Below are 25,121 nucleotides of genomic sequence, written 5' to 3'. Positions count from 1 at the left end.
CTCTGACGGACCGATGGGCCGCTCGCGTCATCCCGTCCGGGCTTCGACCATGATCGTCACGCGACGACTTCCGGCGCCCTTGTTCTCGATCTTTCCGAGACGGATGGCGCCGATTTCGCCCGTGCGAGCGACATGGGTGCCGCCGCAGGGTTGAAGATCGATCAGGGTCTCTCCCGAACCGATCCGGACGAGGCGCACCCGGCCGGCCATCGCCGGTGGCTGGACCATCTGCGTCTTCACGAGGCCGGGATTGGCATCGACGACCTCCGCAGGGATCCATTCGGTCGCGATGATCGCATCCCGGGCCACCATCGCGTTCAGGCGCTCCTCAAGTTCCTCCCGACTGGCCGGCGGCGCGGGCATCCTGAAGTCCAGCCGCCCCTTCTCGGCCGAGACCTGGCCACCGATGACGGGGAACGGAAGAACGACCGTCAGCAGGTGAAGCGCCGTATGGACCCGCATGTGCCGATAGCGTCTCTCCCAGTCGATCCCCTGCTCGGCGAGCGTGCCGACGGAAGGTCGCGTGGCGGTACTCTCCAGACGGAGCACGACGTCTCCGCTTGGAGCCTCCTCCGTCGCGACGACAGCCGATTCTGTCTGATCGAACCGCAAGATGCCAGTGTCGCCCGGTTGTCCGCCTCCCTCCGGATATTGGATGGTCCTGTCCAGGACGATCCCATCTGGTCCGACATGTCTCACGACGCGAGCGGCTCCCTCCTTGCAGTATGGATCGGTCCAATACACCCGCTCCGAGAAAGGATTATTTGTGTCACCGATGACATTCATTTCTTGAGATTCCGATCTTTGAATTTATGGAAGGAACATCTTGAGAAGCACGAAGGTGGACATTCCCGAGAAGACGGTGAAGAACAGGCTGCGACTGAGGATGCCCACGAGCAGAGCCGCCGCTGCCGCGAGTGCGGAGATGCTCCAGCCAGCTTCCGTCATCCTCGGATCGGAGGTGAGTTCTGCCGCGACGATCGACGCCATGATGGACGATGGCACGAAGCTCAGCCACAGCATCGCCATTTTGGGAAGCCTGATCTGCGATAACAAGACGATCGGCAACGCACGCGCGCAGACGGTAATTGCGGCACCGAGGGCTACGGCGCTGATTACGGAATTCTGCATGAAACCTCCCGTTTCCGGCTGAACAGCGCAACGCCGACCGCTGCTGTCGCCCCAGCCACCGTCGCGAGAAGAACGGCAATGTTGGGAACCACTTTGCCCAACAATGCAGCGTAAATTGCGGCGGATAATATTATGCAGAATAAATCATTAACTCTATTCTTGCTGGAAAAATTTGCCAGAAGAAGGGTGCCGATGAACATTGCTGTTAGACTGAAAGACAATCCGTCCGCAATGCTGGACGGGATGCTTCCTGCCAGAGTTGCGCCGAGGACGTTGGCAACGATCCAATTCAAGTAAGCCATCGAATTCAAGCCAAAAAGCCACCAGAATGGGAGAGCGTCGTGCTTGTTGCTATATTGGGAGGCGACTCCGAAGGTCTCATCGGTGAGAAGCGCGCCGCCTAGAAGTTTCTGTAGCCATGTCTGGCCGTAGAAGAAGGGGGACAAGGCAGAGCTCATCAAAAGATATCTGACATTCACGAGGAAGATCGCCGCAGCGATCGCGAGCGGGGCGGCGCCTGCCGCCGCCATTCCGTAGAACAGGAACTGAGCGGACCCCGCATAGAGCAGTCCTGCGAGCATGGAGATCTCTATGATCGAGTATCCCGACAGAGATCCGACGCTGCCGGCTGCAAACCCGATGCTCCAATACCCGAAGACCGTCGGCAGGCAGGCGATGACGCCTTCCTTGAACTGGGTTGCTGCAATGTGCCTCATTTCGTCCTCGCAGATATGACGTAAGCTGCAATCGGAACGCTGAACGAGTCATTTTTGATAGAAATTTTTGGAGATGTTCTCTTCCGTCAACTTTCTGCTGCAGAGCCGGATCGATAATGCAGTATCGATCGCGATCATCGATGCCGAAGCAAGATGTACCTGAGGCGAGCACGGCTCATTTTCCAAAATAAACTTGGATCGATTCGCGGTCTGCTTCCGCGTCGTATGCAGATTCTGTGCAAGAAATGAGCCCTCTCGCCATTGCAGTCCTTTCTCCCACGGTTCCTTGCGTCCGGCCGCAAGGGTTATCCAGCGGTCGTGAGCGTCTATAGGAAGAAGCTGCGCTTGGGAGATTCCTGCTGTCGACTCGGCGGTGTCGCGACCTTAAGAAACTCGCAACCGCATATCCGATGGTTCACGTAGCGCTCGGGAGGATGCAGGCATGGGCGACGTCATTGAGCTCTGGCATGACAGCCACGTTCTGGGCGGGATGGACATTCTAAGGGCAGAGTGTCGGACTTACCGCTATGACGCGCACGCCCATGACTTCTTCGTCGTCGCGGCCTTCCGTGCCGGCGCTCAGAAGCATTGCATCGGCGGAACGCACGGCATCGCCTTGCCGGGCACGGTTATGATCATCCCACCCGGCGAAGTGCATGCCGGGGAAAGCGCCGCGAGGCATGAGGGCTGGAATTACTCGGCGTTCTATCCGAGTGTCGCAACCATCGAGCGAATGTCGGATGAGCTTTTCGCATGTTCCCGAGGGTCGCTCGATTTCGGGACGACGTGTCTGATTGAGGACAAGGAGCTGTCGAACAAGCTTCTGGCCGCCGCGGACACCGCGTACCGTTCGGATGACATCGCACGCCGACAGGAAGCGATCTACCAGGCATTCGCGATGCTCGTCCGCCGCTACGGGCAGCGCTCGCGCCCGACATCGCCCAGACGGATGTCAAAGGCTCCGATTCAGCGTGGCCTCGATTACATCATGAGCAATCTGGACCGCCGGCTCACGATCGACGACATCGCCGCGGAAGCCGGCTTGAGTGCGTTTCACTTCATGCGTCTGTTCAAGGCCCACACCAACATGACCGTCCATCAATACGTCGTGCACCGACGTCTCGAAGCGGCTCGGATCATGTTGGCGAGAGGGACATCACCGGCGCTGGCGGCCGCGAATGCCGGATTTTACGACCAGAGCCATTTCACCTGCCATTTCAAAAAGGCCTTCGGGACGACGCCGCGGCGCTACGCCGACGCCTGCCGTTAGGAGCGCGACCTGTCTCGACCAGAGATTTGGGCCAGATTCCGTTCCGACGCCGACCGATCCTTCATCGCGTCACCGCAGCGCCCGCCCGCCGCCTCACCCCACCGCCACCGGCTGCTTGACCACCGAGGGCGTGCGCATCGTCACCAGTTCCTCGCCGGCCGTCGGGTGGACCGCGATGGTGCGGTCGAAATCGGCCTTCTTGGCCCCCATCGTCACCGCGATGCCGACAGCCTGGATGATCTCGCCGGCATCGTGGCCCAGCACGTGGACGCCGACCACCTTGTCGGTCGCCTTCTCGACGATGATCTTCATCAGGATCCGCTCGTCGCGGCCCGACAGGGTCGCCTTCATCGGCCGGAACCGGGCTTCGTAGACGTCGATCTCGCCGCAGAGGCGCCGCGCCACCTCTTCGCCATGGCCGACGACGCCGATCTCCGGCGTCGAGAACACCGCGGTCGGGATCAGGTCGTGGTCCACCGCCCAGGGTTTCTGGCCGAACACCGTGTCGGCGAAGGCGTGACCCTCGCGGATCGCGATCGGGGTGAGGGCGGCGCGGTTGGTGACGTCGCCGACGGCGTAGATCGAGGGCGCGGCGGTCTGCGAGAAGCGGTCGACGGGAATCGCCCCGGCGGCGTCGAGGGTGATGCCCGCATTCTCCAGCCCGAGGCCGGCGACGTTGGGGCGCCGGCCGGTCGCCACCAGCACCTGATCGACCAGGATCTCGCTGCCGTCGTGCAGCGTGGCGCAAATCGCGCCGTCGCGCCGGTCGAGGCGGTGGACCGTCGTGTTCAGGCGGAGGTCCATGCGCTTGGCGTAGGCCTCGCCGAGGGCCTGGCGAATCTCGCCGTCGAAGCCCCGCAGCAGCCGGTCGCCGCGATGGAGCAGGGTGGTGCGGGTGCCGAGGGAGGCGAAGACACCTGCGAACTCGACCGCGATGTAGCCGCCGCCGACAACCAGGATCCGCTCCGGCTGGGTCTCAAGCTCGAACACCTCGTTCGACGTGATGGCGAGTTCGGCGCCGGGGATCAGCGGCTCCTTGACCGGATGGGCACCGACCGCGATCAGGATGTGGCGGGCGCGCACCCGCGTGCCGGCGCGGACCAGGCGCACCGTGTGCGGGTCCTCGATCACCGCCCGGTCGGCCACCACCTCGACGCCGGCCCGCATCAGGTTGGTGGCGTAGATGCCCTCCAGCCGCGTCACCTCGGCATCGCGCCGGGCCTTCAGGGTCGCCCAGTCGAAGCGCGGCGTGCCGACCTCCCAGCCGAAGCCGGCCGCGTCCTCGAACTCGTCGGCAAAGCGGCCGGCATAGACCATCAGCTTCTTGGGCACGCAGCCGCGGATCACGCAGGTGCCGCCGACCCGGTACTCCTCGGCGAGCTGCACCTTGGCGCCGTAGCCGGCGGCGATGCGCGCCGCCCGCACCCCGCCGGAGCCGCCGCCGATCACGAACAGGTCGACGTCGAAGGCCTCGTGCTGGGTCCCGGTCATGGCAATCACCGCTCGTCCTTTGGGGCTTCCGATTGATAATGCAGGGCGCGCAGCCAGGCGATGGCCGCGCCGAGGCCGGCGGTCCACCAGGCCTGCCAGGCGCCGTGCTCGACGAAGGCGACGATGCCGGCCGCCGCCAGGAGCGCCAGGGCCGCGCTGCGCGCCACCGCCTTCCAGGCCAGGAGCGTCCGCAGGGTCAGGACCAGGACGAGGGCCGCGAGCGTCGCGCCGACGATCCCGAGCTCGGCCCAGACCTGCAGGAAGCTGTTATGCGGGTGCCCGACCGCCAGCATGAAGCGCATCTCGGGCTCGATGCGCTCGGCCACCGGTGCGTCCTGGAACCGCCCGGAGGTGCCGTAGCCGGCCCCGCGCCAGGGATCGGCGGCGACCGCCGCGCCGAAGCTGCGGGCGATGGCGACCCGGGCCCGGGTGGAGCTGCCGGCGAGCCGCTGGTGGAGGGCGTCGGGCATGGTCCGGGCCAGGAGATCGCCCTCGACCGGCGCGAGGACCAGGGCCCCGAGGAGGGCGGCCCCCGTGAGCCCGAGCCCGGCCCGGGCCGGCAGCCAGCGCAACGCGCAGACGGTGAGGGCGCCGGTGGCGAGGCCCAGCACCGTCGCGCCGCTGACCGAGCGCCAGGCCGCCACCGCGAGGCAGGCCGCCACGAGCGCCGCCAGGCCGCGCCGGCCGCTCGCCGCGAGGAAAGCCGCCAGGGGAAAGGCCAGCAGCATCATGACGAGGAGCGGCCGGTTGAACGCGAAGGCGGCGACGCGCTGCCCCAAGGCCTCGCGGATCACGAGGCCGGAGGCGAGGTCCGCCACCACGTAGGCGCAGGTCGCGACCAGCATCCACGCCGCCGGCCCGGCGACGGAAGCCAGGTGCGGCGGCGCGAGGCGCGCCACCAGATAGGCGCCGGCGAGGGCCGGCAGGAACTCGGAGAGCGTACGGAGCGACAGGCCCGGCAGCGGGCTCCAGGCGAGGCTCAACGAGCACCAGGCCAGGAAGGCGAGGGCGGCCATCCCGACCGGGGTCGCCAGCGGCGCGACGAGGAGCGCCCGCAGCGGGCGACCGGCCGCCGCGCTTCCTGCGAGCAGCAGGAGCCCGGCGAGGCCGACCACCACCGGGCTCGACCGGTTCGCCACCGCCATGCAGGCCGGCAGGGCGGCGATGACGATCGCGCCGAGACGATCGAGCCCGGCTGCCCGCTTTCCGGCCGTGCGGGCGGTCACTGCAGCTGGTGGCCGCGCTTGCCCATCTCGGCCCGGACCCGGACCATCATGTATTCCGAGACCTCCTGGGTCCAGGTCTGCATCGCCTGCACCATGTCGTCGAGCACCTGGGGCTGGGTCTCGACGTAGCGCTTGCCCGAGGGCGAGCGGAAGAAGGTAGCGATGTCGCGCAGCTCCGCCTCGGTGAGCTTGGTGGCGTAGATGCGCGAGGCGGTGTCGATGATCCGCTGCTTCTGCAGCTCGAGCTCGGGCTGCATCTTCTCGAGAACCTCGTTGAGGTCCTTGGTCAGCTCGGGCCGGGTGACCGCCGCCTGCTTGATCTGCTCTCCGAAGGCCGGAAGGATCGAGTCGAACGAGCGGGCGATGCCGGAGGAGAGCATCACCTCCTTGGCGAGCGCGAGGTGGCTCGGGGTGATCGCGGCCTGCTGCGGCGCGGCCGGCGCCGCGGGGGCGGCGGGCTTCGGCTGGGCGAGGGCCGGGCCGCCGAGGAACGGGCCGGAGAGGGACGCGGCGAGGAGGCCCGCCAGGAGGGCACGGGGACGGCGCGGGAACATTCGGTTGGCTCCGGAAGGCGGCGCCCGCGCGGGGCGGGCGGGACGAGGACAAGCAGGCGGCGCGTCAGGCCGCCCCGAGGGTGACGATGCGGGGCTGGCCGTCCGCCGCCTCCGCCACGATCGCGCCGGTGGCGAGCCCGATGAACAGGCCGTGCTCGACCACGCCCGGCACCGCCACGAGGGCGCGGGCCAGCGCCTCCGGATCGGGGATGCGGGTCAGGCCGGCATCGAGGATCAGATGGCCGCCATCGGTCAGGTAGGGCGCGCCGTCGGCGCCCTTGCGCACGGAGAGCGGCCCGGCGCAGCCGGCGGACCGGATCGCCGCGGCGACCGCCAGGGTGGTGGCGACGAGGCCGAAGGGCACCACCTCGATCGGCAGGGGGAAGCGCCCCAGGGTATCGACCCGCTTGGCGCCGTCGACGATCACCACCATGCGCCGGCTCGCCGCCGCCACGATCTTTTCGCGAAGGAGCGCGCCGCCGCCGCCCTTGATCAGGCGCAGCTGCGGGTCGATCTCGTCGGCGCCGTCGATGGTGAGATCGAGGTCGGGCGTCTCGTCGAGGGTGGTGAGCGGGATGCCCGCCGCCTCGGCGGCCCGGCGCGTCGCCTCGGAGGTCGGCACGCCGACGACCTTGAGCCCGGCCCGGACCTTCTCACCGAGGAGATCGACGAACAGGGTGGCCGTCGAGCCGGTGCCGAGGCCGAGGCGCATGCCGTCCTCGACCAGCCCGACCGCCTGGGCGGCGGCGGCGCGCTTGAGCTCGGCGGGGCTCAACGCCGGCCTCCGCGGGACGTACGGATCTGGGACATCGGCATGGTGTCTCGTCTCTCTCGTCCACCCGCAGCCGGGCGACATGCGGACAGGCGGGGCGTCCTGGCGGCCGGCCCCGCAGATCGAGAGGCCCCGTAGCACGCGGCCGGGGGAGGCGGAAGCGGCCATCCGGCCTCGCCCGAGACGCCGCCGCGTCGCGGCAGGCCGGTGGCAGGCCCGGTGACGGAGGATCGTCCGCCCGGGGCCTCGAAGCTTGCCGGCTTTAGGGCTTGCCCGCCGGCGCCGGCCCCACGCTGCCGGCATTGCCCTGCGGCGTGCAGACCACGGCCTCGTCGAGCACGTAGCAGATGCTCATCGCGCCGGTGCGCTGGTTGACCCGGAAGACGCCGGCCTCGCGCAGGTGGCGGGAGGCCACCAGGCTGTACTCGGAGGGGGCCTGCGGCCCGGCGCCCTCGCCGGGACCGAAGCACAGGGTGGTGCCGATGGTGTTCTCCTGCAGGCCGTACTGGCAGGAGATGACCTCGCCGGTCGCCTTGTCGACCCGGTAGACCCGGTTGAGGTCGGCCTGGGGGGCCGGCACGAACTCGTAGGACGCGGCCTGCACCGCGCCGGAGACCAGCAGGCCCGCCGCGACACCGGCCGCCAGCCCGGCCCCCTTGACCCGAACACCCGCTCTCGCACGCATGGCGCGCCGCTCCTCGAAACCATCGCGACGACGGTCCGCGCGCCGTCGGCGCGGCGGCCGAATCGCCCATCGCCCGGTGTTATAGCTCAGCGCCGCTTGTCCGGGGCTTGCTGTCGGAGGCGCGGCTCCGCGCTTGGCCCGGCGCGGCCCCCCCCTGTATGGGAGGCACTTTCCCCCATGCGAGCCAGCGAGAGCCCATGCCCACCCCCACGCCCGCCGCGGATGCCCTGCCGCCCATCGTCGTGTTCGACCTCGACGGCACCCTCGCGGAGACCGCGGGCGACCTCATCGGCACGCTCAACGTCATCCTGGAGCAGGAGGGCCTGCCCCCGGTGGCGGTCTCGCAGGCCCGGGAGCTGATCGGGGCGGGCGCCCGCGCGCTGATCCAGCGCGGCTTTTCGGCCGGCGGGCGCGAGCTGACGCCGGCCCGGCTCGACGTGCTCTTCCGGGTCTTCCTCGCCCATTACGGCCAGCACCTGTGCGACGTGTCGCACCTCTTTCCCGGCGTCGCCGGCGCCCTCGACCGGCTGGAGGAGGCGGGCTACCGGCTCGCAGTCTGCACCAACAAGCCGGAGGACCACTCGGTCCGGCTCCTCGAGCTGCTCGGGGTGAAGGACCGCTTCGCGGCGATCTGCGGGCGGGACACCTTCCCGTACTTCAAGCCCGATCCGCGCCACCTCACCGAGACGATCGCGCGGGCCGGCGGCGATCCGGCCCGGGCCGTGATGGTGGGCGATTCCCGCACCGACGTCGCCACCGCCAAGGCAGCCGGCATTCCGGTGGTGGCCGTGCCGTTCGGCTATACCGACGTGCCGGTGGAGGAGTTGGAGCCCGACGTGGTGATCCAGCACTTCGATGCGCTCTACGAGGCGGTGCGCCGGCTGGATCCGGGCGCGGCCTGACCGTCGACGCGACGGCACTGACACCCTCAGGGTCATCCCGGGCTCCGCTCTTGCAGCCCCGGGATGGCCCGGAACGTGCCAGATGCGTCGTGAGCGACAGACACTCTCCGACGACAGCCGACGATCTTGGGCAGAGACGATCTGAGGTAGAAAGGAGTGGTGGGCGCGACAGGGATTGAACCTGTGACCCTTCGCGTGTGAAGCGAATGCTCTCCCGCTGAGCTACGCGCCCGATGATCGGTCCCGTGCGGGGGTGATGCGGGGCGCTTGGGCCACCGCATCGCGGACCGAACCTCTCGACGATCGAGGCTGCGTGGCGCCGGGAAGCCACGAACTCGAACCGTCCAACTCTCAAAAAGGGTGGTGGGCGCGACAGGGATTGAACCTGTGACCCTTCGCGTGTGAAGCGAATGCTCTCCCGCTGAGCTACGCGCCCTGTGAGCCGGCTTCTAGGCGGGGCGACGCAGCGCGTCAAGGCGCTTCGTCGCTCCCGCGGAGGTGGGCGGCTACTGCGCCGGCACGGTCGCGACGAGGTCCGTCGGCACGAAGCGGCCATCCTCGCGGCGGGTCATGTCGATCCGCCGGTCGTGGAAGGCGGTCAGCGTCGAGCGGTGGCCGATCGAGACGATCGTCGTGTCCGGCAGTTCCTGGCGCAGCATGCGGTAGAGCGCGGCCTCGGTCGGCTCGTCGAGGGCGGCGGTGGCCTCGTCGAGGAACAGCCAGTCGGGCTTGGCGAGCAGCGCCCGGGCGACGGCGAGGCGCTGCTGCTCGCCGAGGGACAGGGCCTGGGCCCAGGGCGCCTCCTCGTCGAGGCGGGAGGCGAGGTGGGGGAGGCGCGCCGCCTCCAGGGCCGCCCGGACCGCCGCGTCGTCGTGGCGCCCGGCAGGCTCCGGGTAGGTGGCGGCGGCGCGCAAGGTCCCCATCGGCAGGTAGGGCCGCTGCGGCAGCAGCATCAGGCGCGCGCCCTCCGGCGTCGTGACCGAGCCCTCGCCGAAGGGCCAGATGCCCGCGATGGCGCGGAACAACGTCGACTTGCCCGAGCCCGAGGGGCCGGTGAGCAGCGTCGTCTCGCCGGGGCGGAAGGAGAGGGCGGGCGCCTCGGCGATGCGCCGTCCGTCCGGCAGGTCGAGGGCGAGACCCTTGAGGTGCAGGCCGCCCCCCGCCGCCGGCACGACCGCCAGCGCGCTCGATGCCGCCATCGCGTCGGCCCGGTTCATCGCGGCGTCGAAGGTGGTGAGCCGGTCGACCTGCGCCTTGTAGTCGGCCAGCGTCACGTAGAACGTGATGAAGAACGACATCGTGCTCTCCACCCGCGAGAACGCGCCGGCAGTCTGCGTCATCACCCCGAGCGGGATCTGGCCGGTGAAGTAGTAGGGCGCGACCAGGATGTAGGGGATCACCACGTTGACCTGCTGGTAGCTGACCGTGAAGGCGGCGAGCTTCTTGCGGCGGTCGACGATGGCGTAGAAGTTCTGGATCAGCGCGCCGAAGCGGTCACCGAGCGAGACCCTCTCGGCCCGGGCGCCGCCCAGCAGCGCCACCTGCTCGCCGTACTCGCGCAGGCGAGCCAGCGAGAAGCGGAAATCCGCCTCGCGGCGCTGCTGCTCGAAATTGAGCCCGACCAGCGCCCGGCCGATGCGATGGGTGATCCAGGTGACGAGGGCCGAATAGATCAGCGCGCCCCAGACCAGGAAGCCCGGCACGTGCCAATCGGTCCCCGGCACCGTGAAGGCGGACGAGATGTTCCACAGGATGACCGAGAACGAGATCAGGTTCGAGACCGCCGACAGGAAGCTGATGGTCAGCGACTGGGTGGTCTGGGTGAACTGGTCGATGTCGTCGGCGATGCGCTGGTCGGGGTTGTCGGCCTGGGCACCGGAGAAGCCCATCCGGTAATGGGTGTCGTTGCCGAGCCAGCGGTCGACGTAGTGGCGCGTCATCCAGGCCCGCCAGCGAATGCGAAGGAACGACTGGATCACGTACTGGATGATCGCGCTCGCCACGTAGACCGCCGCCCAGAGGCAGAACACCGAGAACAGGAGCGACCAGAACGCCGCGGCGTCCTTGCCCTGGATGGCGTTGAACCAGTCGCGGTTGAAGTACGACAGGCGCACGTTGATGGCGACCTGGGCGAACTCGATGCCGATCACCAGGGCGGCCATGGTCAGGGCCACCCAGCGCTCCTGCATCTGGACCGCCGGCAGCGGCCACAGCCGCACCGTCGTGACCTCGCGGGTCGTGTAGTAGGGATAGGCCAGGCGCCAGATCTGCAGGAGGGCCTGCTTCAAGCCGTGCATCGCGGTCTCCGGGCCGCCCGGCGGGCGGGCCTCAAGCGGGCCCGCCTGTCCGTGGCGGGCCGGTGATTCGGTGGCGGTCGAGTGCGCGCCGGGCTTGGCATGCCGTCTCACGAAACGCCCGGTCGACGCTGTTGCAGCGCGGCGGGAGCCTCGCGAGATGCGGCAGGAGCCCGTGGCCTTCCCACCCGCCATGGGTCAGTCCCGTGGCAGGACCATGGCGCCGTTGCCGTTGCAAGTTAAACCCCGTTCACCTGCGGCAAGGCGCGATCCCCGCACGCTCGCCGAGACGTGAACGCGCGATCCCGTCGCGCCGCGCGGCGCCGCAGGCCGAAACGGCCGGGAGGCCGACGCCTCATGGGCCGCGGTGCCCCGCCGCCGCCGCAATCCGCCCCGATGGTCCGCCGATGTCCCGTGGACCCGTTGACGGCCGTGAGACCTGCCGCCGCCAGACTTGACGAGTGCGATCAGCCCATGTCGTCCCTCTCGATCCTCGACGTCGATGCCGTACGCGCCGCCCCGCTCGCGCACGATCCCTACCATTACTTCCTGGGTCGGCAGGTTCTGCGGCCCGATGCCATCGACGCGCTCAAGCGCGATTTCCCGGCCATCGCCAAGCCCGGCTACCTCACGGTGGACGAGGTCCAGCTCACCGGCCGGTTCAAGGACCTGATCGACGAGCTCGAGAGCGACGCCTTCTCGCAGGTCCTGAGCGAGAAGTTCGGCATCGACCTGGTCTCCTGCCCGCGGCTCACCACGATCATGCGCCGCTCGCAGCCGAAATACGGCGCGATCCACACCGACGGCCCGTCGAAGGTGATGACGCTGCTCGTCTACATGAACGACGAGTGGGACGCGCCGGAGGCCGGGCGCCTGAGGGTGCTCTACGACGGCGAGCGGTTCGAGCCCTACGCGGTCGAGGTGCCGCCGACCATGGGGACGATGTTCGCCTTCCTGCGCGCCGACAATTCCTGGCACGGCCACCGGCCGTTCGAGGGCGAGCGCCGCGTGGTGCAGGTCGCCTGGGTGAAGGACGCGGCCGAGCTGGAGCGCAAGCGCAAGCGCAACCGCACGGCGCAGTTCCTGAAGGGGATCTTCGGCCGTTAGGCCGTGCCCGCTGGGTGACACCGGCGCCGCGAAGCGCGCCCGGGCCCGGGATCGGCCGCGAACCGGTGTCCACACCGGCCCGTGCGCTCTAAGACTTGACCACCGGCATCGACCGGGGGACGCTGGGGGCATCATGAGGGCGTTTCACCGCGCGGGCCTGTTGATGGCCGGCCTGTTCGTGCTGGCCGGCGCGGCCTGCACGGTCGGGCCCGGCCGCGCCGTCGCGCAGTCGGACCTCGAGATGCCCGCCGACCCGCCGGTGCTGTCGAAGCCCTACCGCTCCTCGATCCCGATCTTCCGCCGCCGGCCGCCGCCGGACGCCGCGCCGCCGGAGGCCGGCCCGCCGGCGGGCGGCTGGCGCGAGCCGCCCGGCCGGGTCGGCGCCCGCGACGGCGCACCGCAGGACGGTGGCACCGCCTCCCTGCGCGGCGCCCCCCGCGAGGAGGCTCCGGGCGATTCCGGCTTCGGCCCGGTGAAGGCCGCCCCCGCCCACGACCTCGCGCCCGACGACGACCCGGAGGAGCGGCCGGCGGCCCCGCCCCGGCCGGCCCGGGCCGCGGCGCCGCCGACACGGCAGGAAACCCGACAAGAGACTCGCGCCGGCGCGTCCCAGGCCGGGCAGGAGGCGCCCGCGCGGGAGGCCCCGCGCCAGGCCGAGGGCGACGGCGACGAGGAGGCCGCGCCGGCCTATGCGGGCGTGTGGGGGCCGAGCGCCGCCGCCTGCGCCAAAAGCCGGTCGGCGCGCCGCGGCTTCCTGCCGGCGGTGATTCGGGCGGACGGCGCCCGGGCCGGCAAGACCCTGTGCCAGTTCCGGGACAGGCGGCGCGAGGGACGTTCCTGGACCGTGACCGCATCCTGCCACAGCGCCGGCCGCCGCTGGACCTCGCGGGTTCGCCTGACCGTGACGGGAAGCCGGCTGACCTGGGCGAGCGGGCGCGGCGCCACCACCTACATCCGCTGCTCCGACGGCTGAGGCCGCGGGCGCAGCGGCCTGCTGCAACCGGCCTTGACTTGCCGCAAACAGCGGTGGTGGAAAGGGAGCCCGCCGTGAAGAGAGCCCTGATGGCCCCGTTCCGCCCACCCGCCGCGTCGCCGCTGCGGATCCCCGCCCCGCGGCCGAGGGCCGGATCGCGACCGGGATCGCGCGCATGACCGGCAAGCTCGTCGCGGTCGCCAACATGAAGGGCGGCGTCGGCAAGACCACCAGCGTGGTGATGCTGGCCGACGCCCTCGCCGCCGGCGGCGCCTCGGTGCTGGTGATCGACCTCGACCCCCAGGCCAGCGCCTCGGTGTGCTTCGCCGGCGACGGCATCCTGGCCGAGATGATCACCGGAGGGCGCACCCTCGACTATTATCTCGGCCTGCGCATCGTCGACCGCGACAAGGCCTCCCTGCCGGACTTCATCCGCGACTACGTCAGCAGCACCACGCATCTCGGCGAGCCGCTGCCGATCTCGCTCATCGCCTCCGGCCCGTCCCTGCGCATCGTCGAGCGCGAGATCATCTACGCGCTGACCAAGCGCAACTACTCGATGCACGCCATCGAGGGCCACCTGTGGAAGCTGTTCCAGGAGGATTTTGCTCCCCTGCGCGACCAGTACGATTACGTGCTGTTTGATTGCGCGCCCGGCATCTCGCCGATGACCGAAGTGGCGATCCGGGCGAGCGACCTCGTGGTGGTCGCCTGCATTGCCGACTTCCTCTCCACCTACGGGCTCAAGGCGTTCTACGAGACGATCTGGGGCGTCGGCAGCGCCTCGGAGAGCATGCTGGCGCCCAAGCGCCCGCCGCACGTGCTGATCACCCGCTGGCAGAACACCAAGCAGCAGGCGACGACCTACGCCACCCTCCAGCAGAGCGCCGCAGCGGAAGACGCGCGGTTTCGACTGTTCAAGACCCGGGTCCCGCAATCGGCGGCCCTGGCGAACGCGCTCACCCTAGAGTATCAGACCTTTGCCAACAAGTATCGTGACGCCAGCCGCGACCTGATCGGCGAGGTGATCACGCCGGTGGTGGCCGAGCTGAGGGAGGCCCTGGATGGCGCTTGAGATCGACGGCCTCGCGGTCCTGTGCGCGATCGCCGAAGCGCCGGAGGCCTTCCCGGCGATCCGCAGCGACGTCACCAAGGCCGCCCACGCGCTGGTGACGAAGCAGCTGAAGGCCAAGACCCTCGACCTGGCCGGCCTGCGCGCGGTGCGCGAGGCGCTCGGCCCCCAGCCCCTGGCGCTGATCGTCGACGGGCTCAAGGACGCCGAGGTCAAGGCCCTGGTCACCCGCCTCGACAAGCACCACCCGGACCTGAAGGACGGGCCGGCCGTCGCGCATCGCCGGCACCTGATGGCGCTCGCCGCCGCGCTCGACCCGGTGGCGCCGCCGGCCGCCAAGCCGAAGCCGGCCAAGGCGCCGAAGGCGAAGCCCGCCGCCAAGGCCGCACCCAGAATCGCGCCGGAGCCGAACAAAGAGCCGGCCAAGGAACCGACTGAGGAACCGACCGAGGAATCGGCTCGGCAGCCGGTCGCCCCGGCGTCCGTCGCGGCCGTGCCGGATCCGGCCCCCGCCAAGGCGCGCCCGCCGGCCGGCCAGGCAGCGCCCGCCGACGCCCTGGCCTCCGCCGCAATGGCGGCCCGCCCGCCGCGGCGCCCGCGCCAGCAGGAATGAGAGGGTTGCAGGAATGAGGGGGCTGAAGGGCCGATCGGCGTGAACAATCGTGACCGTGGGCGGCTGTCGTGACGGAATGCGGCGATGACGCCACAGGTGAGATCCCGCAAGGGTCCGCTCGGCACATCGTGAGCTTTTCGACGTCTCAGAAGACGAGCAATGTCCGAGAGAGCATGACATGTCCAAAGGATCAGATCTGCTGGTGGCCGCCCTCGAGAACGAAGGCGTGGACCGGATCTTCGGCATCCCGGGCGAGGAGAACCTCGACGTCGTCGAGTCCCTGCGCTCCTCGAAGATCGAGCTGGTGCTGACGCGGCACGAGCAGGCGGCGGCCTTCATGGCGGCGACCCACGGGCGGCTCACAGGCAGGCCCGGCGTGTGCATCTCGACCCTCGGGCCCGGCGCCCTCAACTTCACGACGGGCGCCGCCTACGCCCATCTCGGCGCGATGCCGATGCTGATGATCACCGGCCAGAAGCCGATCATGAGCGCCCGCCAGGCCCGGTTCCAGATCGTCGACGTGATCGCGGCGATGCGCCCGCTCACCAAGATGACGCGCCAGATCGTCTCGGCCGCCTCGATCCCGACCATCGTGCGCGACGCCTTTCGGGTCGCCACCGAGGAGCGGCCCGGCCCGGTCCATCTCGAACTGCCGGAGGACGTCGCGGCCGAGGAGGCCGACGTCGCCCTGGTGCCGTCGCACCCGATCGACCGGCCGGTGGCGAACCCCGCCGCCATCGAGCGCGCCGCCGCGATGATCCTGCAGGCCCGGCGCCCGCTGATCATGATCGGCGCCGCCGGCAACCGGCCGCGCCTGGTCGAACCACTGTCGGATTTCGTGCGCCGCACGCAGATCCCGTTCTTCAACACCCAGATGGGCAAGGGCGCGGTCACCGGCGGCTCGAACCTCTATGTCGGCACCGCCGCCCTCTCGGAGCGCGACTACGTCCACGAGGCGATCGACAGCGCCGACCTGATCATCTCGGTCGGCCACGACACCGTCGAGAAGCCGCCCTTCCTGATGGGCCGGGTCGCGGGCGGGCCGCGGGTGATCCATATCGGCTACGTCTCGGCCAGCGTCGAGGAGGTCTTCCATCCCGACGCCGAGGTGGTGGGCGATATCGGCGCCACCGTCACGGCCCTCGCCGACCGGCTCGGCGGAAAGCTCGATCCGGAGCCGGGCCTCCTGAAGATGCGCCAGCACATCCTCGCCCGCATCAACGACCGGGCCGAGGAGGACCGCTTCCCGGTCACCCCGCAGCGACTCGTCCACGACGTCCGCGCGGTGATGCCGGAGGACGGGATCGTCTGCCTCGACAACGGCATGTACAAGATCTGGTTCGCCCGCAACTACCGCACCCACGTCGCCAACACGCTGCTCCTCGACAACGCGCTCGCCACGATGGGCGCGGGGCTGCCCTCGGCGATGATGGCCAAGCTCGTCCATCCGGAGCGCCGGGTGCTGTCGGTCTGCGGCGACGGCGGCTTCATGATGAACAGCCAGGAGCTCGAGACGGCGGTGCGCCTCAAGCTCGACCTCGTGGTGCTGGTCCTCGACGACAGCGCCTTCGGCATGATCCGCTGGAAGCAGGCGGTCGACCACTTCCCCGATTACGGGATGACTTTCGGCAACCCGGATTTTGTCGCCTACGCCGAATCCTACGGTGCCAAGGGCCACCGGGTGACCTCGACGGAGGCGCTGGCGCCGACCCTGGAGGCCGCCTTCGCGGCGGGCGGCGTGCACCTCGTCGCGGTCCCGATCGACTATTCCGAGAACACCCGCGTCCTGGTCGACGAGCTGGGCGGGCAGGCCCCGCAGGTCGAGCCGGGCTAAGCAGACTTCGCAAAAGTGGCAGCCGGTTTTGCGACAAGAACCTGCGACCGAACGAGAACCTGAGCGGACGAAGCGTTGGCTTGCCGACGCAAGTCTGCTTCGGGCCGTGAGGGTTCCCGTGCCGGATCCGCGCTGGCGCTGGCGCGCGGGCGGGATGCTGATGCTGCTCGGCGCTGCCGGCATCGCCTTGGCCGCGCCCGTCGTGCTGCCTGAGTGGGCCCATGCCTGGCACCTGCGCGCGGCCGCCGACGACCCGGCGGCGCTCGCCACCTTGCGCCTGGCATCGGTCGCCGATTCCGAGCGGATCGGCACCGGTCTCGACGCGGCCGTGGCGGCAGGCGACGAGGACTTGGCCCGGAGCTTCCTGGCGCTCGCCGGGGAGCGGGGCGTGCCGGTCTCGCCGGAGCGGCGAGCGGCCGTGGCGGCGCTCGCCGACGGCGCGCCGCGCCGGGCCCTGGCGGAGGCCGCCACCGGCTTCGTCAGCGGGGAGGGGGCCGGCATGGCGGGCCTCGCCGGCGCCGTGGCGGGCGACCTCGTCGGCTACGGCGACCTGCGCGACCTGTGGCGCGAGGGCGGACGGCTCGCTCGCGGCGAGGCCTACGACCCGCTGCTCCTCGGGCTGGCCACCGCCGGGCTGGCGCTCACCGGCGCCACGATCGTCTCCCTCGGCAGTAGTGTACCGGTCCATGCCGGCACCACGACCCTGAAGCTCGCCGCCCGTACCGGCAAGCTGTCCCGGCCCCTGGCCGCGCGGCTCACCCGCAGCGTCGGCGCCGCCGTGGACCGGGACGCCCTGGCCCTCGCCACGGCGGCCGCCGGCCGGCTCGACCTCGCGGCGCTGCGCCAGGGAGCGAAGGGTGTGCTGCGACCGGGCGCCCTCCGGGAGATCCGCGGCGTCGGCGAGCAATCGGCCCGGATCCAGGCGCGGCTCGGCGCCCGCGGCACGCTGCAGGCGCTGTCGGTGGCGGAGAACGCCGACGACCTGCGCCGCGTCGCCCGCCTGTCTGAAGGCCTGGGCGGGCGCACCCGCGCGGTCCTGGCGCTGCTCGGCCGTGGCGCCCTGGTGCTGGGATCCGGCCTCCTGGCGGTGCTGCAAGGGCTGTGGCTCGGCCTCGCCTGGTTCCTGGCCGCCGCCCTGTTCTGCCGCCGCGCCGGGACCGCTCTCGGCCGGATGATCTGGCGCCGGCCCCGGCGACCGGTGCTGCGGCCGGCAGACGCTGCCGCCTGACCGCATTGTCGCCTCGCTGCAGCGCAGCGAAGACCGGACCTCCCGGCCAGACGCCGCCGCGACGACGATCGCCGCCTTCCGCTGGGTTCATGGCGGATCCTCTTCATGGATCACCCGCCTTCGTCTCGGCTCGTCCTTCGGATGTCATAGGGATCGGCGCGACACGGGAGCCGCGTCGCCAGCCTCCACGACCGGACCTGCGTCGATACTCCGCGACGGACGCCCATCGCTCGCGCACACCCTCCGAAAGGATGAGGCCAATCCCGACCGCGCGGCCACGATCGATACCGAACACAAGCATCTGTGGCACCAGGAAACAATCATCACAGATCTAGACCGCGCGGCACTCGGTCCAAAAACAGTCTTGTGTGGATGAGGCTTTGGTACTTATATGGACTCAGGCGGGTCACGGCCCGCTCAATCACGGAGAGTCGCCGGGGGGCAGACGATGCATGCGTGCTCATGGAGGAGGCTCCCGTGGGGCGGGCGCGGCCGGCGCGGAACCCCGCGGACGGATGACGGGCGGCGGCGCAGCCGCGTGACCGGGACCACGGCACCGTGACCGCCTGGCAGCCGGCGGCGGCGGCCGCCCTCGACGCACTCGCCCTCGCGGTGCTGGTGGTCGACCGGCAGGGTCACATCCTCCACGCGAACCGGGAGGCGACGGACCTCATCGAGCGGCCCGACGGGGCGCTCTCCGGCCGGCCTGCGACCGGCGGCTGCCAGGTCACCCGGCATCTGGGTGCCCGACACGCGGATGGCAGAGCGCGACTCCTCGCCCTGATCCAGGCGGCGTGCGACGACAGGCACGGGGAGGCGGGAGGCTTCCTCCAGCTCGAAGGCGGCACTCCGGACGAGCCGGGCGTTTCGGTCTGCGTCTCGCCGCTCATCGATGCCGCGGCGCCGGGCCGGGCGGTGGTGGTCGCCCGCCTGCTGCGGGCGCAGGGGCGGACCGAGGTCCAGTTGCGCACCCTGTTCGGCCTCACCCGGGCCGAGGCGCAGGTCGGCGCGGCGCTGGCCCGCGGCGGCTGCCTGGCCGAAATCGCGGCCGCGCTCGGCATCAGCGTCACCACCGCGCGGACCCACGTGGCCCGAATCTTCCTCAAGACCGGCACCCGCCAGCAGAGCCAGCTCGTCGCCCTGGTGGCGGCGGTGCAGCTGCCGGTGGCCGGTTACGAAGCAGAGGCGGCGCCGACTCACGCCCTCAGGTCGAGCCGGTAGGCGTAGGCATCACCACGGAAGAGGCCCTCGACATATTCGATCATCCGGTCGTCCCGGGCATAGGAGCGGCGCTTGATCAGGAGGCAGGGCAGGGCTTGCGTGAAGCCGAACACCGCGCACTCGGTCTCGTCCGGCGTCGCGGCCTCGATGGTCTGGCGGCACCGCACCAGGGCCGCCCCGTGAGCGCCCAGGAACGCGTAGACCGAACCGTCGAGATCGCCCTCCGCGAGGGCCGGCACCGCCGTGAGGTCGTACCACGCCACCTCCCGCGACAGCGGCATCCCGTCGCCGCAGCGGATGCGGACCAGCTTCAGGAACGGCGCGGTCGAGGGCAGGCCGAACAGCGAGGCGATCGAGCGGTCCTGGACCACGCGGCGCTCGACGATCCGCGTCGAGGGCACGCGGCCGAGCTCGCGCATCTCCTCGGTGAAGCCCTTGAGCCGGTCCATGCCCGGGCTGAGCCGGGTGCGCCCGGCCGCGACGATGAAGCCGTGACGGCCATGGGCGCTGAGATAATGCTGCCGGCGCAAGGAATCGTAGCAGCGCTGCACCGTCGTGCGGCTGACGCCGAGCGCCTCCGCGAAGGGCCGCTCGGCGGGCAGCGTCGTGCCGCCCGCCACCGTGCCGTCCTCGATCAGCGTGCGGAGCTGTTCTTCCAGCTGCTGGTAGAGCGGCTTCGCGGTATCGTGGCGCAGCCGGACCAGGCTCGGGAGCGCAGGGTGGCCTGGGCCGGGCCCGGGCGGGTGTTCGGGCATCGGCGCGTCAGCCGGTCCGGGACAGGCGTGCCGGCGAGGCGGGACGGAGATGCGGCATGAGCGTCGAGATGAGCGTCAGCATGGCGGCCAATCCGGCTCTCTTCGTTCTCGGCAGCTTCGTGGTGGCCTGTTCTGCCACGGTTGCGCGCCTGCCGCGAGCGGGCGAATCCCTGGAAGCACAGGCTTTCCTGGTCGAGCCGGGCGGCAAGGGCCTCAACCTCGCGGTCGGGGCCCGGCGCCTTGGCGCCGCGGTGGACGGCCTCCTGGCGATTGGCGACGACGCCCTGGCGGCCCTCGCCGGGCCGGCGCTCGACCGCGCGGGCCTGCCGGCCGCGATGCTGCACGGATTTCCCGGGCCGACCGGGGCGGGAATCGGCTTCACCGACGCGGCGGGGGAGAACTGCCTCGCCGTGCATCCGGGGGCGAATGCCCGGCTCGGGCCGGCCGAGGTGGGGCGGGTGGCGGACCGGATCGCCCGGGCCGACCTCGTCCTGGCGCAGTTCGAGGTCGGCGACGCCGCGATCGCGGAGACGTTTCGGATCGCCCGCGCGGCGGGCGTGCGGACCCTGCTCAATCCGTCGCCGTTCCGGATGCCGGGGCAGGAGATCCGGGCCTCGAAGATTCTGGCCGCGACGACGATCCTGGTCGTCAACGCCGTCGAGGCCGCGGCATTCGCCGCCGCCCTCGGCCTGGACTCGCCGGAGGGCAGGACGGAGCCGGACGCCTTCGGCGCCCTCGCCGAGGCCCTGCTCGCCTGCGGGCCGGCCCTCGTCGTGGTCACGGTCGGGGCGGGCGGGGCGCTCGCCTTCCAGGCCGGTCATCCCGCCCTGGTCCAGCCCGCCTTCCCGGTCGCGGCCGTCGACACCCTCGGCGCCGGCGACGCCTTCACGGCGGGCCTGGCGGTCGGCCTTGCCGAGGGGCGCCCGCTCGCCGAGAGCCTGCGCCTGGCCGCGGCCTGCGGTGCCTGCGTGGTTTGCCGCAAGGGCGTCTTCGACGCCCTCCCGGATCGCGACGCCGTCGCTGCCCTGCTCGCGTGACGGGCGCCCCGGCACAAGTCTTCCTGCAAGAAATCGGGTGGGGCGGCTCAGCCGAACAGCCCGGCGAGCAGGCTACCCAGCATCGCGACGGCCGCGAGGGTCACGATGAAGCGGATGTCGTCGAGTTTTTCCCTGATCATCGCCGCACCTCCTTCGTCGCGTGACGGGGCGACGTGTAGGGCTCGGGGTGGCGCCGCGCAGTGCGCATTCGCACCTTTGCTTGATAGATCGTAAAGGCTGCTGTCCCGGGACTGCCCCGCGCTCGCCGGGCAGGGTGCAAGGTCCTGTCGGGATGCGAGAACGGCGTGAATCGGCTGCCGTTCCGGCCGGCTTGGCCGTTGACAGATGCACGCGCACCGAAGAAAAAAGGCCACACGCGAGGTGTGGCCCAAGTCTAGGGAGGAAACGCCCAAAGAGGGCAGCAACGCCGCGACGCCATCGCCGCGTTGCAGGTCTAGAATTACGCGCTGGCTGCTCAGCTGGCAAGGGCCCGCCCGCCTGTTGTGGCATCGACGACGCATGTGATGCCGTGGCGCAACAGTTCACGTTGCGTCAGTCGATCGGACCCGGCTCACGGCCACCGCGTTTCGCTCTCGTCCGTCGAGACAGACTCACAGGAGCCGCCGCGATGACGCCCATCGAGCCCGCCACGCGGCGCATCCCGGTCCGCGGCCTGACCCTGAACGTCGCCGAGGCCGGCCCTGCGGACGGGCCGCTCACCGTGCTGCTGCACGGCTTTCCCGAGACCTGGTCGGGCTGGCGCCACCAGATCGGGCCGCTCGCGGCGGCCGGCCTGCGGGTCGTGGCGCCGGACCAGCGCGGCTACGGCCTGTCGAGCCGGCCGGAGGGAATCAAGGCCTACCACCTCGACCGCCTCGCCGGCGACGTGATCGGCCTCGCCGACGCCCTCGGGCACGAGCGGATCCGCCTCGTCGGGCACGATTGGGGCGGCCTCGTCGCCTGGTGGGTGGCATCGCACCATCCGGACCGTCTCGAGCGCGTGGCGATCCTCAACGCGCCGCATCCGGACGTCTTCGGCGCCTATGCGCGCCGGCATCCGAGCCAGGCGCTGCGGAGCTTCTATGTCGGGCTGTTCCAGCTGCCCGGCCTGCCGGAAGCCCTGCTGCGGGCCGGCGACTGCGCCGCGCTCCGCCGCGCCCTGACCTCGTCGAGCCGGACCGGCGCCTTCTCGCCCGACGACCTCGATCTCTACGCGGCCGCCTGGCGGCGCCCCGGGGCGATCACCGCGATGCTGAACTGGTACCGGGCGCTGCGCCTGCCCCGGCAGCCCGCGCCGGCGCCGATCCTGCCGCCGGTCCTGGTGCTCTGGGGCGAACGGGACACGGCGCTGGAGCGCGGCCTCGCCGCCGAGAGCCTGCGCCTCTGCGCGCAGGGTGCGGTGCGGTACTTCCCCGACGCCACCCACTGGCTCCAGCACGAGGAGCCGGAAGCGGTCAACGCGGCCTTGATCGGCTTCCTGACCGCCTCCGCCGAAGCTCAGGCCTGATCACCGAACAGCAGCCGCTTCGTCGCCGCCGTCACGTCGTCCTGCCGCATCAGGCTCTCGCCGACCAGCATCGTGCGGATGCCGGCCTTGGCCAGGACCTGCGCGTCGGCATGGCCGCCGATGCCGCTCTCGCCGACGAGGATCCGATCCGGCGGCACAAGCGGGCTCAGGCGCACGGCGTTGTCGAGGGACACCTCGAAGGTGCGTAGGGAGCGGTTGTTGACGCCGATGAGCCGGGTGCCGAGGGGGAGGGCGCGGGCCAGCTCCGCCTCGTCATGCACCTCGACCAGGACGTCCATGCCGAGGTCGTGGGCGGTCTCGACCAGGGCGGCGGCCTCGTCGTCGTCGAGGCTTGCCATGATGACCAGGATGCAGTCGGCGCCCCAGGCCCGGGCTTCGACCACCTGGTAGGGCTCGAACAGGAAGTCCTTGCGCAGGACCGGCAGGGAGCAGGCGGCGCGGGCCGCGGTCAGGTATTCGGGCTTGCCCTTGAAGGAGGGCTCGTCGGTGAGCACCGAGAGACAGGTGGCGCCGCCCGCCTCGTAGGCGCAGGCCAGAGCCGGCGGATCGAAATCCTCGCGGATCAGGCCGCGGGAGGGCGAGGCCTTCTTGATCTCGGCGATCAGCGCGAAGCGATCCTCCGCGAGATGGGCCGCGATCGCGTCGGCGAAGCCGCGGGGCGGATCCGCCTTCGCAGCGCGCTTCTCCAGCTCGGCGAGCGGCACGCGCAGCTTCGCCGAGGCGATCTCGCGCCGCTTATAGGCCTCGATATGGGCGAGCACGTCGGCCGGGCGCGGCCGGGCCTCGCCCCCGGCGGAGGTCGAACTCTGGGAGGTCGAACTCTGGGAGGTCGAACTCTGGCAGGTCGAATCCTGGGACGTCGAATCCTGGGAGGTCGTTTCGGTGTCGGACAAGGCCGTGTCCTCCCCTCGGGAGCGTGTCGGGGGTCGCTTCGGGTATCGGAAATCCGCCGCGAGGCGGGGTGATCACGCGTTGGAGACGGTCGCCAGGCGCTCCAGGACCGCCCTGGCCGCGCCGGTGTCGATCGCCTGGGCGGCGCGCGCGACGCCGTCCTGCAAGCTGTCAACGCGCCCGGCGACCATCAGGGCCGCCGCGGCATTCAGCACACCGATGTCGCGGTAGGGCGTGCGGGCGCCGTCCAGCACCTCGCGCAAGGCGCTCGCGTTGTGGGCCGGATCGCCGCCGCGCAGTTCCTCCGGTTGCGCGAGGCGCAGGCCGAGCTCCTGCGGATCGATGGTGAAGTGACGGAATGCGCCGTCCTCCAGGGCCACCACGGCGGTGGGACCCGTGGTGGTGATCTCGTCGAGCCCGTCCGAGCCGTGCACGGTCCAGACCCGGCGGCTGCCGAGCTCGGAGAGCACCCGGGTCATCGGCTCGGCGAGGGAGGGGGCGTACACGCCGAGCAGCTGCGCCGACACCCCGGCCGGGTTGCACAGCGGTCCCAGCACGTTGAACAGCGTCCGGGTGCCGATCTCCACCCGCACGGGCGCCACGTGGCGCATCGAGGCGTGGTGCGACTGGGCGAACATGAAGCACAGGCCCGCCTCGGCGAGGCAGCGGGCGAGGTGCTCCGGCGTCAGGCCGATGCCGACGCCCAGCGCCGCGAGCACGTCGGCGGCGCCGGAGCGGGACGAGGCGGCGCGGTTGCCGTGCTTGGCCACCGGCACGCCGCAGGCGGCGGTGACGATCGCCGCCAGGGTCGAGACGTTGTAGCTGCCCGAATGGTCGCCGCCGGTCCCCACGATGTCGATCGCGCCGTCGGGCGCCGCGACGCGGGTCATGCGCTCGCGCAGAGCGCCGGCGGCGCCGGCGATCTCATCCACCGCCTCGCCGCGGACGCGCAAGGCCATCAGGAAGGCACCGGCCTGGGCGTGCGTCACCTCGCCGGAGAGCAGATGGTCGAAGGCGCGGCGCGCCTCCTCGCGCGTCAGCGCGGCGCCCGTGGCGACCTTCGCCAGGTAGGGCTTGAACGAGTCCATGACGATAACGAGCCTGATCTCAGCGCGGGTGTCGGGCCGGTCCCGTCAATGCACATCTCGGCCGTGCTTGTCACCCCGGGCCTTCACATTCCGGGTATCGGCGTTCCAGGCCGAAGCGAGGTCGAGGAAATTACGCACCATCGTGGCACCGTGCTGCGACAGGATGCTCTCGGGGTGGAACTGCACCCCGTGCACCGGCCGCTCCGCATGCTCCAGGGCCATGATCAACCCGTCGGCTTCCGCGGTCACCACGAGGTTGGCCGGGCAGGTCGCCCGCTCGACGATCAACGAGTGGTAGCGCGTCGCCGCGAAGGGCCCGTTGATGCCCCGGAACAGCCCGGTCGCCCGATGCTGCACCTGCGAGACCTTCCCGTGCATCGGCGCGGGCGCCCGGACCACGTCGCCGCCGAAGGCCTGGCCGATCGCCTGGAGGCCGAGGCAGACGCCGAGCATCGGGATCTCGTCGCTCAACTCCCGCACGACGTCGAGGCAGACCCCCGCCTCGCTCGGAGTGCAAGGGCCCGGCGACAGCACCAGGGCATCCGGCGCACGGCGGCGGATCTCCTCGACGGTGATCGCGTCGTTGCGCACCACCTCGATCGAGCCGGCGAGCGGCCCGATCAGGTGGACGAGGTTCCAGGTGAAGGAATCGTAGTTGTCGATGACCAGGATGTCGGACATGGGCGCCTCTCGCGGGCGCGGTGTGGGGCTTGGGGTGGCGGCAGGTCAAGGG

The 25,121-nt window shown here is 70.7% G+C and carries 24 protein-coding genes and 2 tRNA genes; 11 read left to right on the top strand and 15 right to left on the bottom strand.

The annotated features are described in order from the left end of the window. Window positions 1-27: 27 nt before the first annotated feature. From VQ03_RS23020 to VQ03_RS32165, 3 genes are read right to left on the bottom strand one after another with little or no spacing between them, the layout of a single operon-like run. A complete protein-coding gene (locus VQ03_RS23020; RefSeq protein WP_048453237.1) occupies window positions 28-786 on the bottom strand; it encodes an alanyl-tRNA editing protein in 759 nt (252 codons plus the stop codon). A 24-nt stretch (window positions 787-810) separates the two neighbouring features. Next, entirely contained in the window at window positions 811-1,131 is a 321-nt protein-coding gene (locus VQ03_RS23015) for an AzlD domain-containing protein (RefSeq protein ID WP_048453236.1), read from the bottom strand. After that, window positions 1,116-1,847: an AzlC family ABC transporter permease gene (locus VQ03_RS32165; RefSeq protein WP_083468172.1), complete on the bottom strand. Its 732-nt coding sequence runs from the start codon at window positions 1,845-1,847 to the stop codon at window positions 1,116-1,118. Before VQ03_RS32165 ends, VQ03_RS23015 begins: the two co-directional genes overlap by 16 nt. 442 nt (window positions 1,848-2,289) lie before the next feature. On the opposite strand from VQ03_RS32165, the gene VQ03_RS23010 reads away from it, so the two are divergent. Continuing rightward, window positions 2,290-3,117, top strand: coding sequence for a helix-turn-helix domain-containing protein (locus tag VQ03_RS23010; protein ID WP_048453235.1), 828 nt, complete (start codon window positions 2,290-2,292; stop codon window positions 3,115-3,117). A gap of 93 nt (window positions 3,118-3,210) precedes the next feature. Here VQ03_RS23010 and gor read toward each other — a convergent pair whose 3' ends face one another. From gor to VQ03_RS22985, 5 genes are all read right to left on the bottom strand, one after another. Continuing rightward, entirely contained in the window at window positions 3,211-4,608 is a 1,398-nt protein-coding gene (gene gor / locus VQ03_RS23005) for a glutathione-disulfide reductase (protein WP_048453234.1), read from the bottom strand. Between the two features lie 5 nt (window positions 4,609-4,613). After that, a complete protein-coding gene (locus VQ03_RS23000) occupies window positions 4,614-5,834 on the bottom strand; it encodes an O-antigen ligase family protein (protein ID WP_048453233.1) in 1,221 nt (406 codons plus the stop codon). Beyond that, a complete protein-coding gene (locus VQ03_RS22995) occupies window positions 5,831-6,388 on the bottom strand; it encodes a DUF2059 domain-containing protein (RefSeq protein ID WP_048453232.1) in 558 nt (185 codons plus the stop codon). The genes VQ03_RS23000 and VQ03_RS22995 overlap by 4 nt, the downstream gene beginning before the upstream one ends. 64 nt (window positions 6,389-6,452) lie before the next feature. Beyond that, window positions 6,453-7,163 carry a ribose-5-phosphate isomerase RpiA gene (gene rpiA / locus VQ03_RS22990; protein ID WP_048453231.1) on the bottom strand — a complete coding sequence of 237 codons (711 nt, stop codon included), beginning with the start codon at window positions 7,161-7,163 and terminating at the stop codon, window positions 6,453-6,455. A gap of 259 nt (window positions 7,164-7,422) precedes the next feature. Further along, window positions 7,423-7,845 carry a hypothetical protein gene (locus tag VQ03_RS22985; RefSeq protein ID WP_048453230.1) on the bottom strand — a complete coding sequence of 141 codons (423 nt, stop codon included), beginning with the start codon at window positions 7,843-7,845 and terminating at the stop codon, window positions 7,423-7,425. 197 nt (window positions 7,846-8,042) lie between these two features. On the opposite strand from VQ03_RS22985, the gene gph reads away from it, so the two are divergent. Next, window positions 8,043-8,747 carry a phosphoglycolate phosphatase gene (gene gph, locus VQ03_RS22980; RefSeq protein ID WP_048453229.1) on the top strand — a complete coding sequence of 235 codons (705 nt, stop codon included), beginning with the start codon at window positions 8,043-8,045 and terminating at the stop codon, window positions 8,745-8,747. A gap of 157 nt (window positions 8,748-8,904) precedes the next feature. Here gph and VQ03_RS22975 read toward each other — a convergent pair. The 3 genes from VQ03_RS22975 to VQ03_RS22965 form a co-directional block, all read right to left on the bottom strand. Continuing rightward, window positions 8,905-8,979: transfer RNA gene (locus VQ03_RS22975), tRNA-Val, on the bottom strand. A gap of 129 nt (window positions 8,980-9,108) precedes the next feature. Then, window positions 9,109-9,183: transfer RNA gene (locus VQ03_RS22970), tRNA-Val, on the bottom strand. Between the two features lie 70 nt (window positions 9,184-9,253). After that, a complete protein-coding gene (locus VQ03_RS22965; protein ID WP_048453228.1) occupies window positions 9,254-11,044 on the bottom strand; it encodes an ABC transporter ATP-binding protein/permease in 1,791 nt (596 codons plus the stop codon). Window positions 11,045-11,515: 471 nt separating this feature from the next. On the opposite strand from VQ03_RS22965, the gene VQ03_RS22960 reads away from it, so the two are divergent. The 7 genes from VQ03_RS22960 to VQ03_RS22930 all read left to right on the top strand — a co-directional run bounded on the left by VQ03_RS22960 (window position 11,516) and on the right by VQ03_RS22930 (window position 19,089). Continuing rightward, window positions 11,516-12,148, top strand: a complete 633-nt coding sequence (locus tag VQ03_RS22960; RefSeq protein ID WP_048453227.1) for a 2OG-Fe(II) oxygenase — start codon at window positions 11,516-11,518, stop codon at window positions 12,146-12,148. A 133-nt stretch (window positions 12,149-12,281) separates the two neighbouring features. Next, window positions 12,282-13,121: a hypothetical protein gene (locus tag VQ03_RS22955; protein WP_048453226.1), complete on the top strand. Its 840-nt coding sequence runs from the start codon at window positions 12,282-12,284 to the stop codon at window positions 13,119-13,121. Window positions 13,122-13,296: 175 nt separating this feature from the next. After that, window positions 13,297-14,196: a ParA family protein gene (locus tag VQ03_RS22950; RefSeq protein WP_048453225.1), complete on the top strand. Its 900-nt coding sequence runs from the start codon at window positions 13,297-13,299 to the stop codon at window positions 14,194-14,196. Further along, window positions 14,186-14,806 (top strand): hypothetical protein, encoded by a 621-nt coding sequence (locus tag VQ03_RS22945; RefSeq protein WP_048453224.1) that lies wholly within the window; start codon window positions 14,186-14,188, stop codon window positions 14,804-14,806. Before VQ03_RS22950 ends, VQ03_RS22945 begins: the two co-directional genes overlap by 11 nt. Before the next feature lie 178 nt (window positions 14,807-14,984). After that, a complete protein-coding gene (locus VQ03_RS22940; RefSeq protein WP_048453223.1) occupies window positions 14,985-16,640 on the top strand; it encodes an acetolactate synthase large subunit in 1,656 nt (551 codons plus the stop codon). 118 nt (window positions 16,641-16,758) lie between these two features. Next, entirely contained in the window at window positions 16,759-17,868 is a 1,110-nt protein-coding gene (locus VQ03_RS22935; protein ID WP_053078704.1) for a hypothetical protein, read from the top strand. Window positions 17,869-18,426: 558 nt separating this feature from the next. Next, on the top strand, window positions 18,427-19,089 hold the full coding sequence (locus VQ03_RS22930) for a helix-turn-helix transcriptional regulator (RefSeq protein WP_048453222.1): 663 nt from the start codon (window positions 18,427-18,429) through the stop codon (window positions 19,087-19,089). Here VQ03_RS22930 and VQ03_RS22925 read toward each other — a convergent pair. Then, a complete protein-coding gene (locus tag VQ03_RS22925) occupies window positions 19,065-19,844 on the bottom strand; it encodes a GntR family transcriptional regulator (RefSeq protein WP_048453221.1) in 780 nt (259 codons plus the stop codon). The two genes, VQ03_RS22930 and VQ03_RS22925, sit on opposite strands and share 25 nt — an antisense overlap. Before the next feature lie 56 nt (window positions 19,845-19,900). Between VQ03_RS22925 and VQ03_RS22920 the strand changes: the two genes are divergently transcribed. Then, a complete protein-coding gene (locus VQ03_RS22920; protein WP_048453220.1) occupies window positions 19,901-20,881 on the top strand; it encodes a PfkB family carbohydrate kinase in 981 nt (326 codons plus the stop codon). Window positions 20,882-21,509: 628 nt separating this feature from the next. Next, the gene (locus tag VQ03_RS22915) at window positions 21,510-22,388 is read left to right on the top strand and encodes an alpha/beta fold hydrolase (RefSeq protein ID WP_048453219.1); all 879 of its coding nucleotides are present in this window, start codon (window positions 21,510-21,512) and stop codon (window positions 22,386-22,388) included. Here the strand turns inward: VQ03_RS22915 and trpC are convergent. From trpC to VQ03_RS22900, 3 genes are all read right to left on the bottom strand, one after another. Then, the gene (gene trpC / locus VQ03_RS22910; RefSeq protein ID WP_048453258.1) at window positions 22,379-23,170 is read right to left on the bottom strand and encodes an indole-3-glycerol phosphate synthase TrpC; all 792 of its coding nucleotides are present in this window, start codon (window positions 23,168-23,170) and stop codon (window positions 22,379-22,381) included. The two genes, VQ03_RS22915 and trpC, sit on opposite strands and share 10 nt — an antisense overlap. 204 nt (window positions 23,171-23,374) lie before the next feature. Continuing rightward, the gene (gene trpD, locus VQ03_RS22905) at window positions 23,375-24,388 is read right to left on the bottom strand and encodes an anthranilate phosphoribosyltransferase (RefSeq protein WP_048453218.1); all 1,014 of its coding nucleotides are present in this window, start codon (window positions 24,386-24,388) and stop codon (window positions 23,375-23,377) included. Window positions 24,389-24,433: 45 nt separating this feature from the next. Further along, on the bottom strand, window positions 24,434-25,069 hold the full coding sequence (locus VQ03_RS22900; protein WP_048453217.1) for an anthranilate synthase component II: 636 nt from the start codon (window positions 25,067-25,069) through the stop codon (window positions 24,434-24,436). Window positions 25,070-25,121 lie beyond the last annotated feature (52 nt).

The sequence above is a fragment of the Methylobacterium tarhaniae genome, assembly GCF_001043955.1.
Classification (GTDB): domain Bacteria; phylum Pseudomonadota; class Alphaproteobacteria; order Rhizobiales; family Beijerinckiaceae; genus Methylobacterium; species Methylobacterium tarhaniae.
The sequence above is the reverse complement of the archived record's forward strand: the minus strand, read 5'-3'. Positions and strand labels throughout refer to the sequence as shown.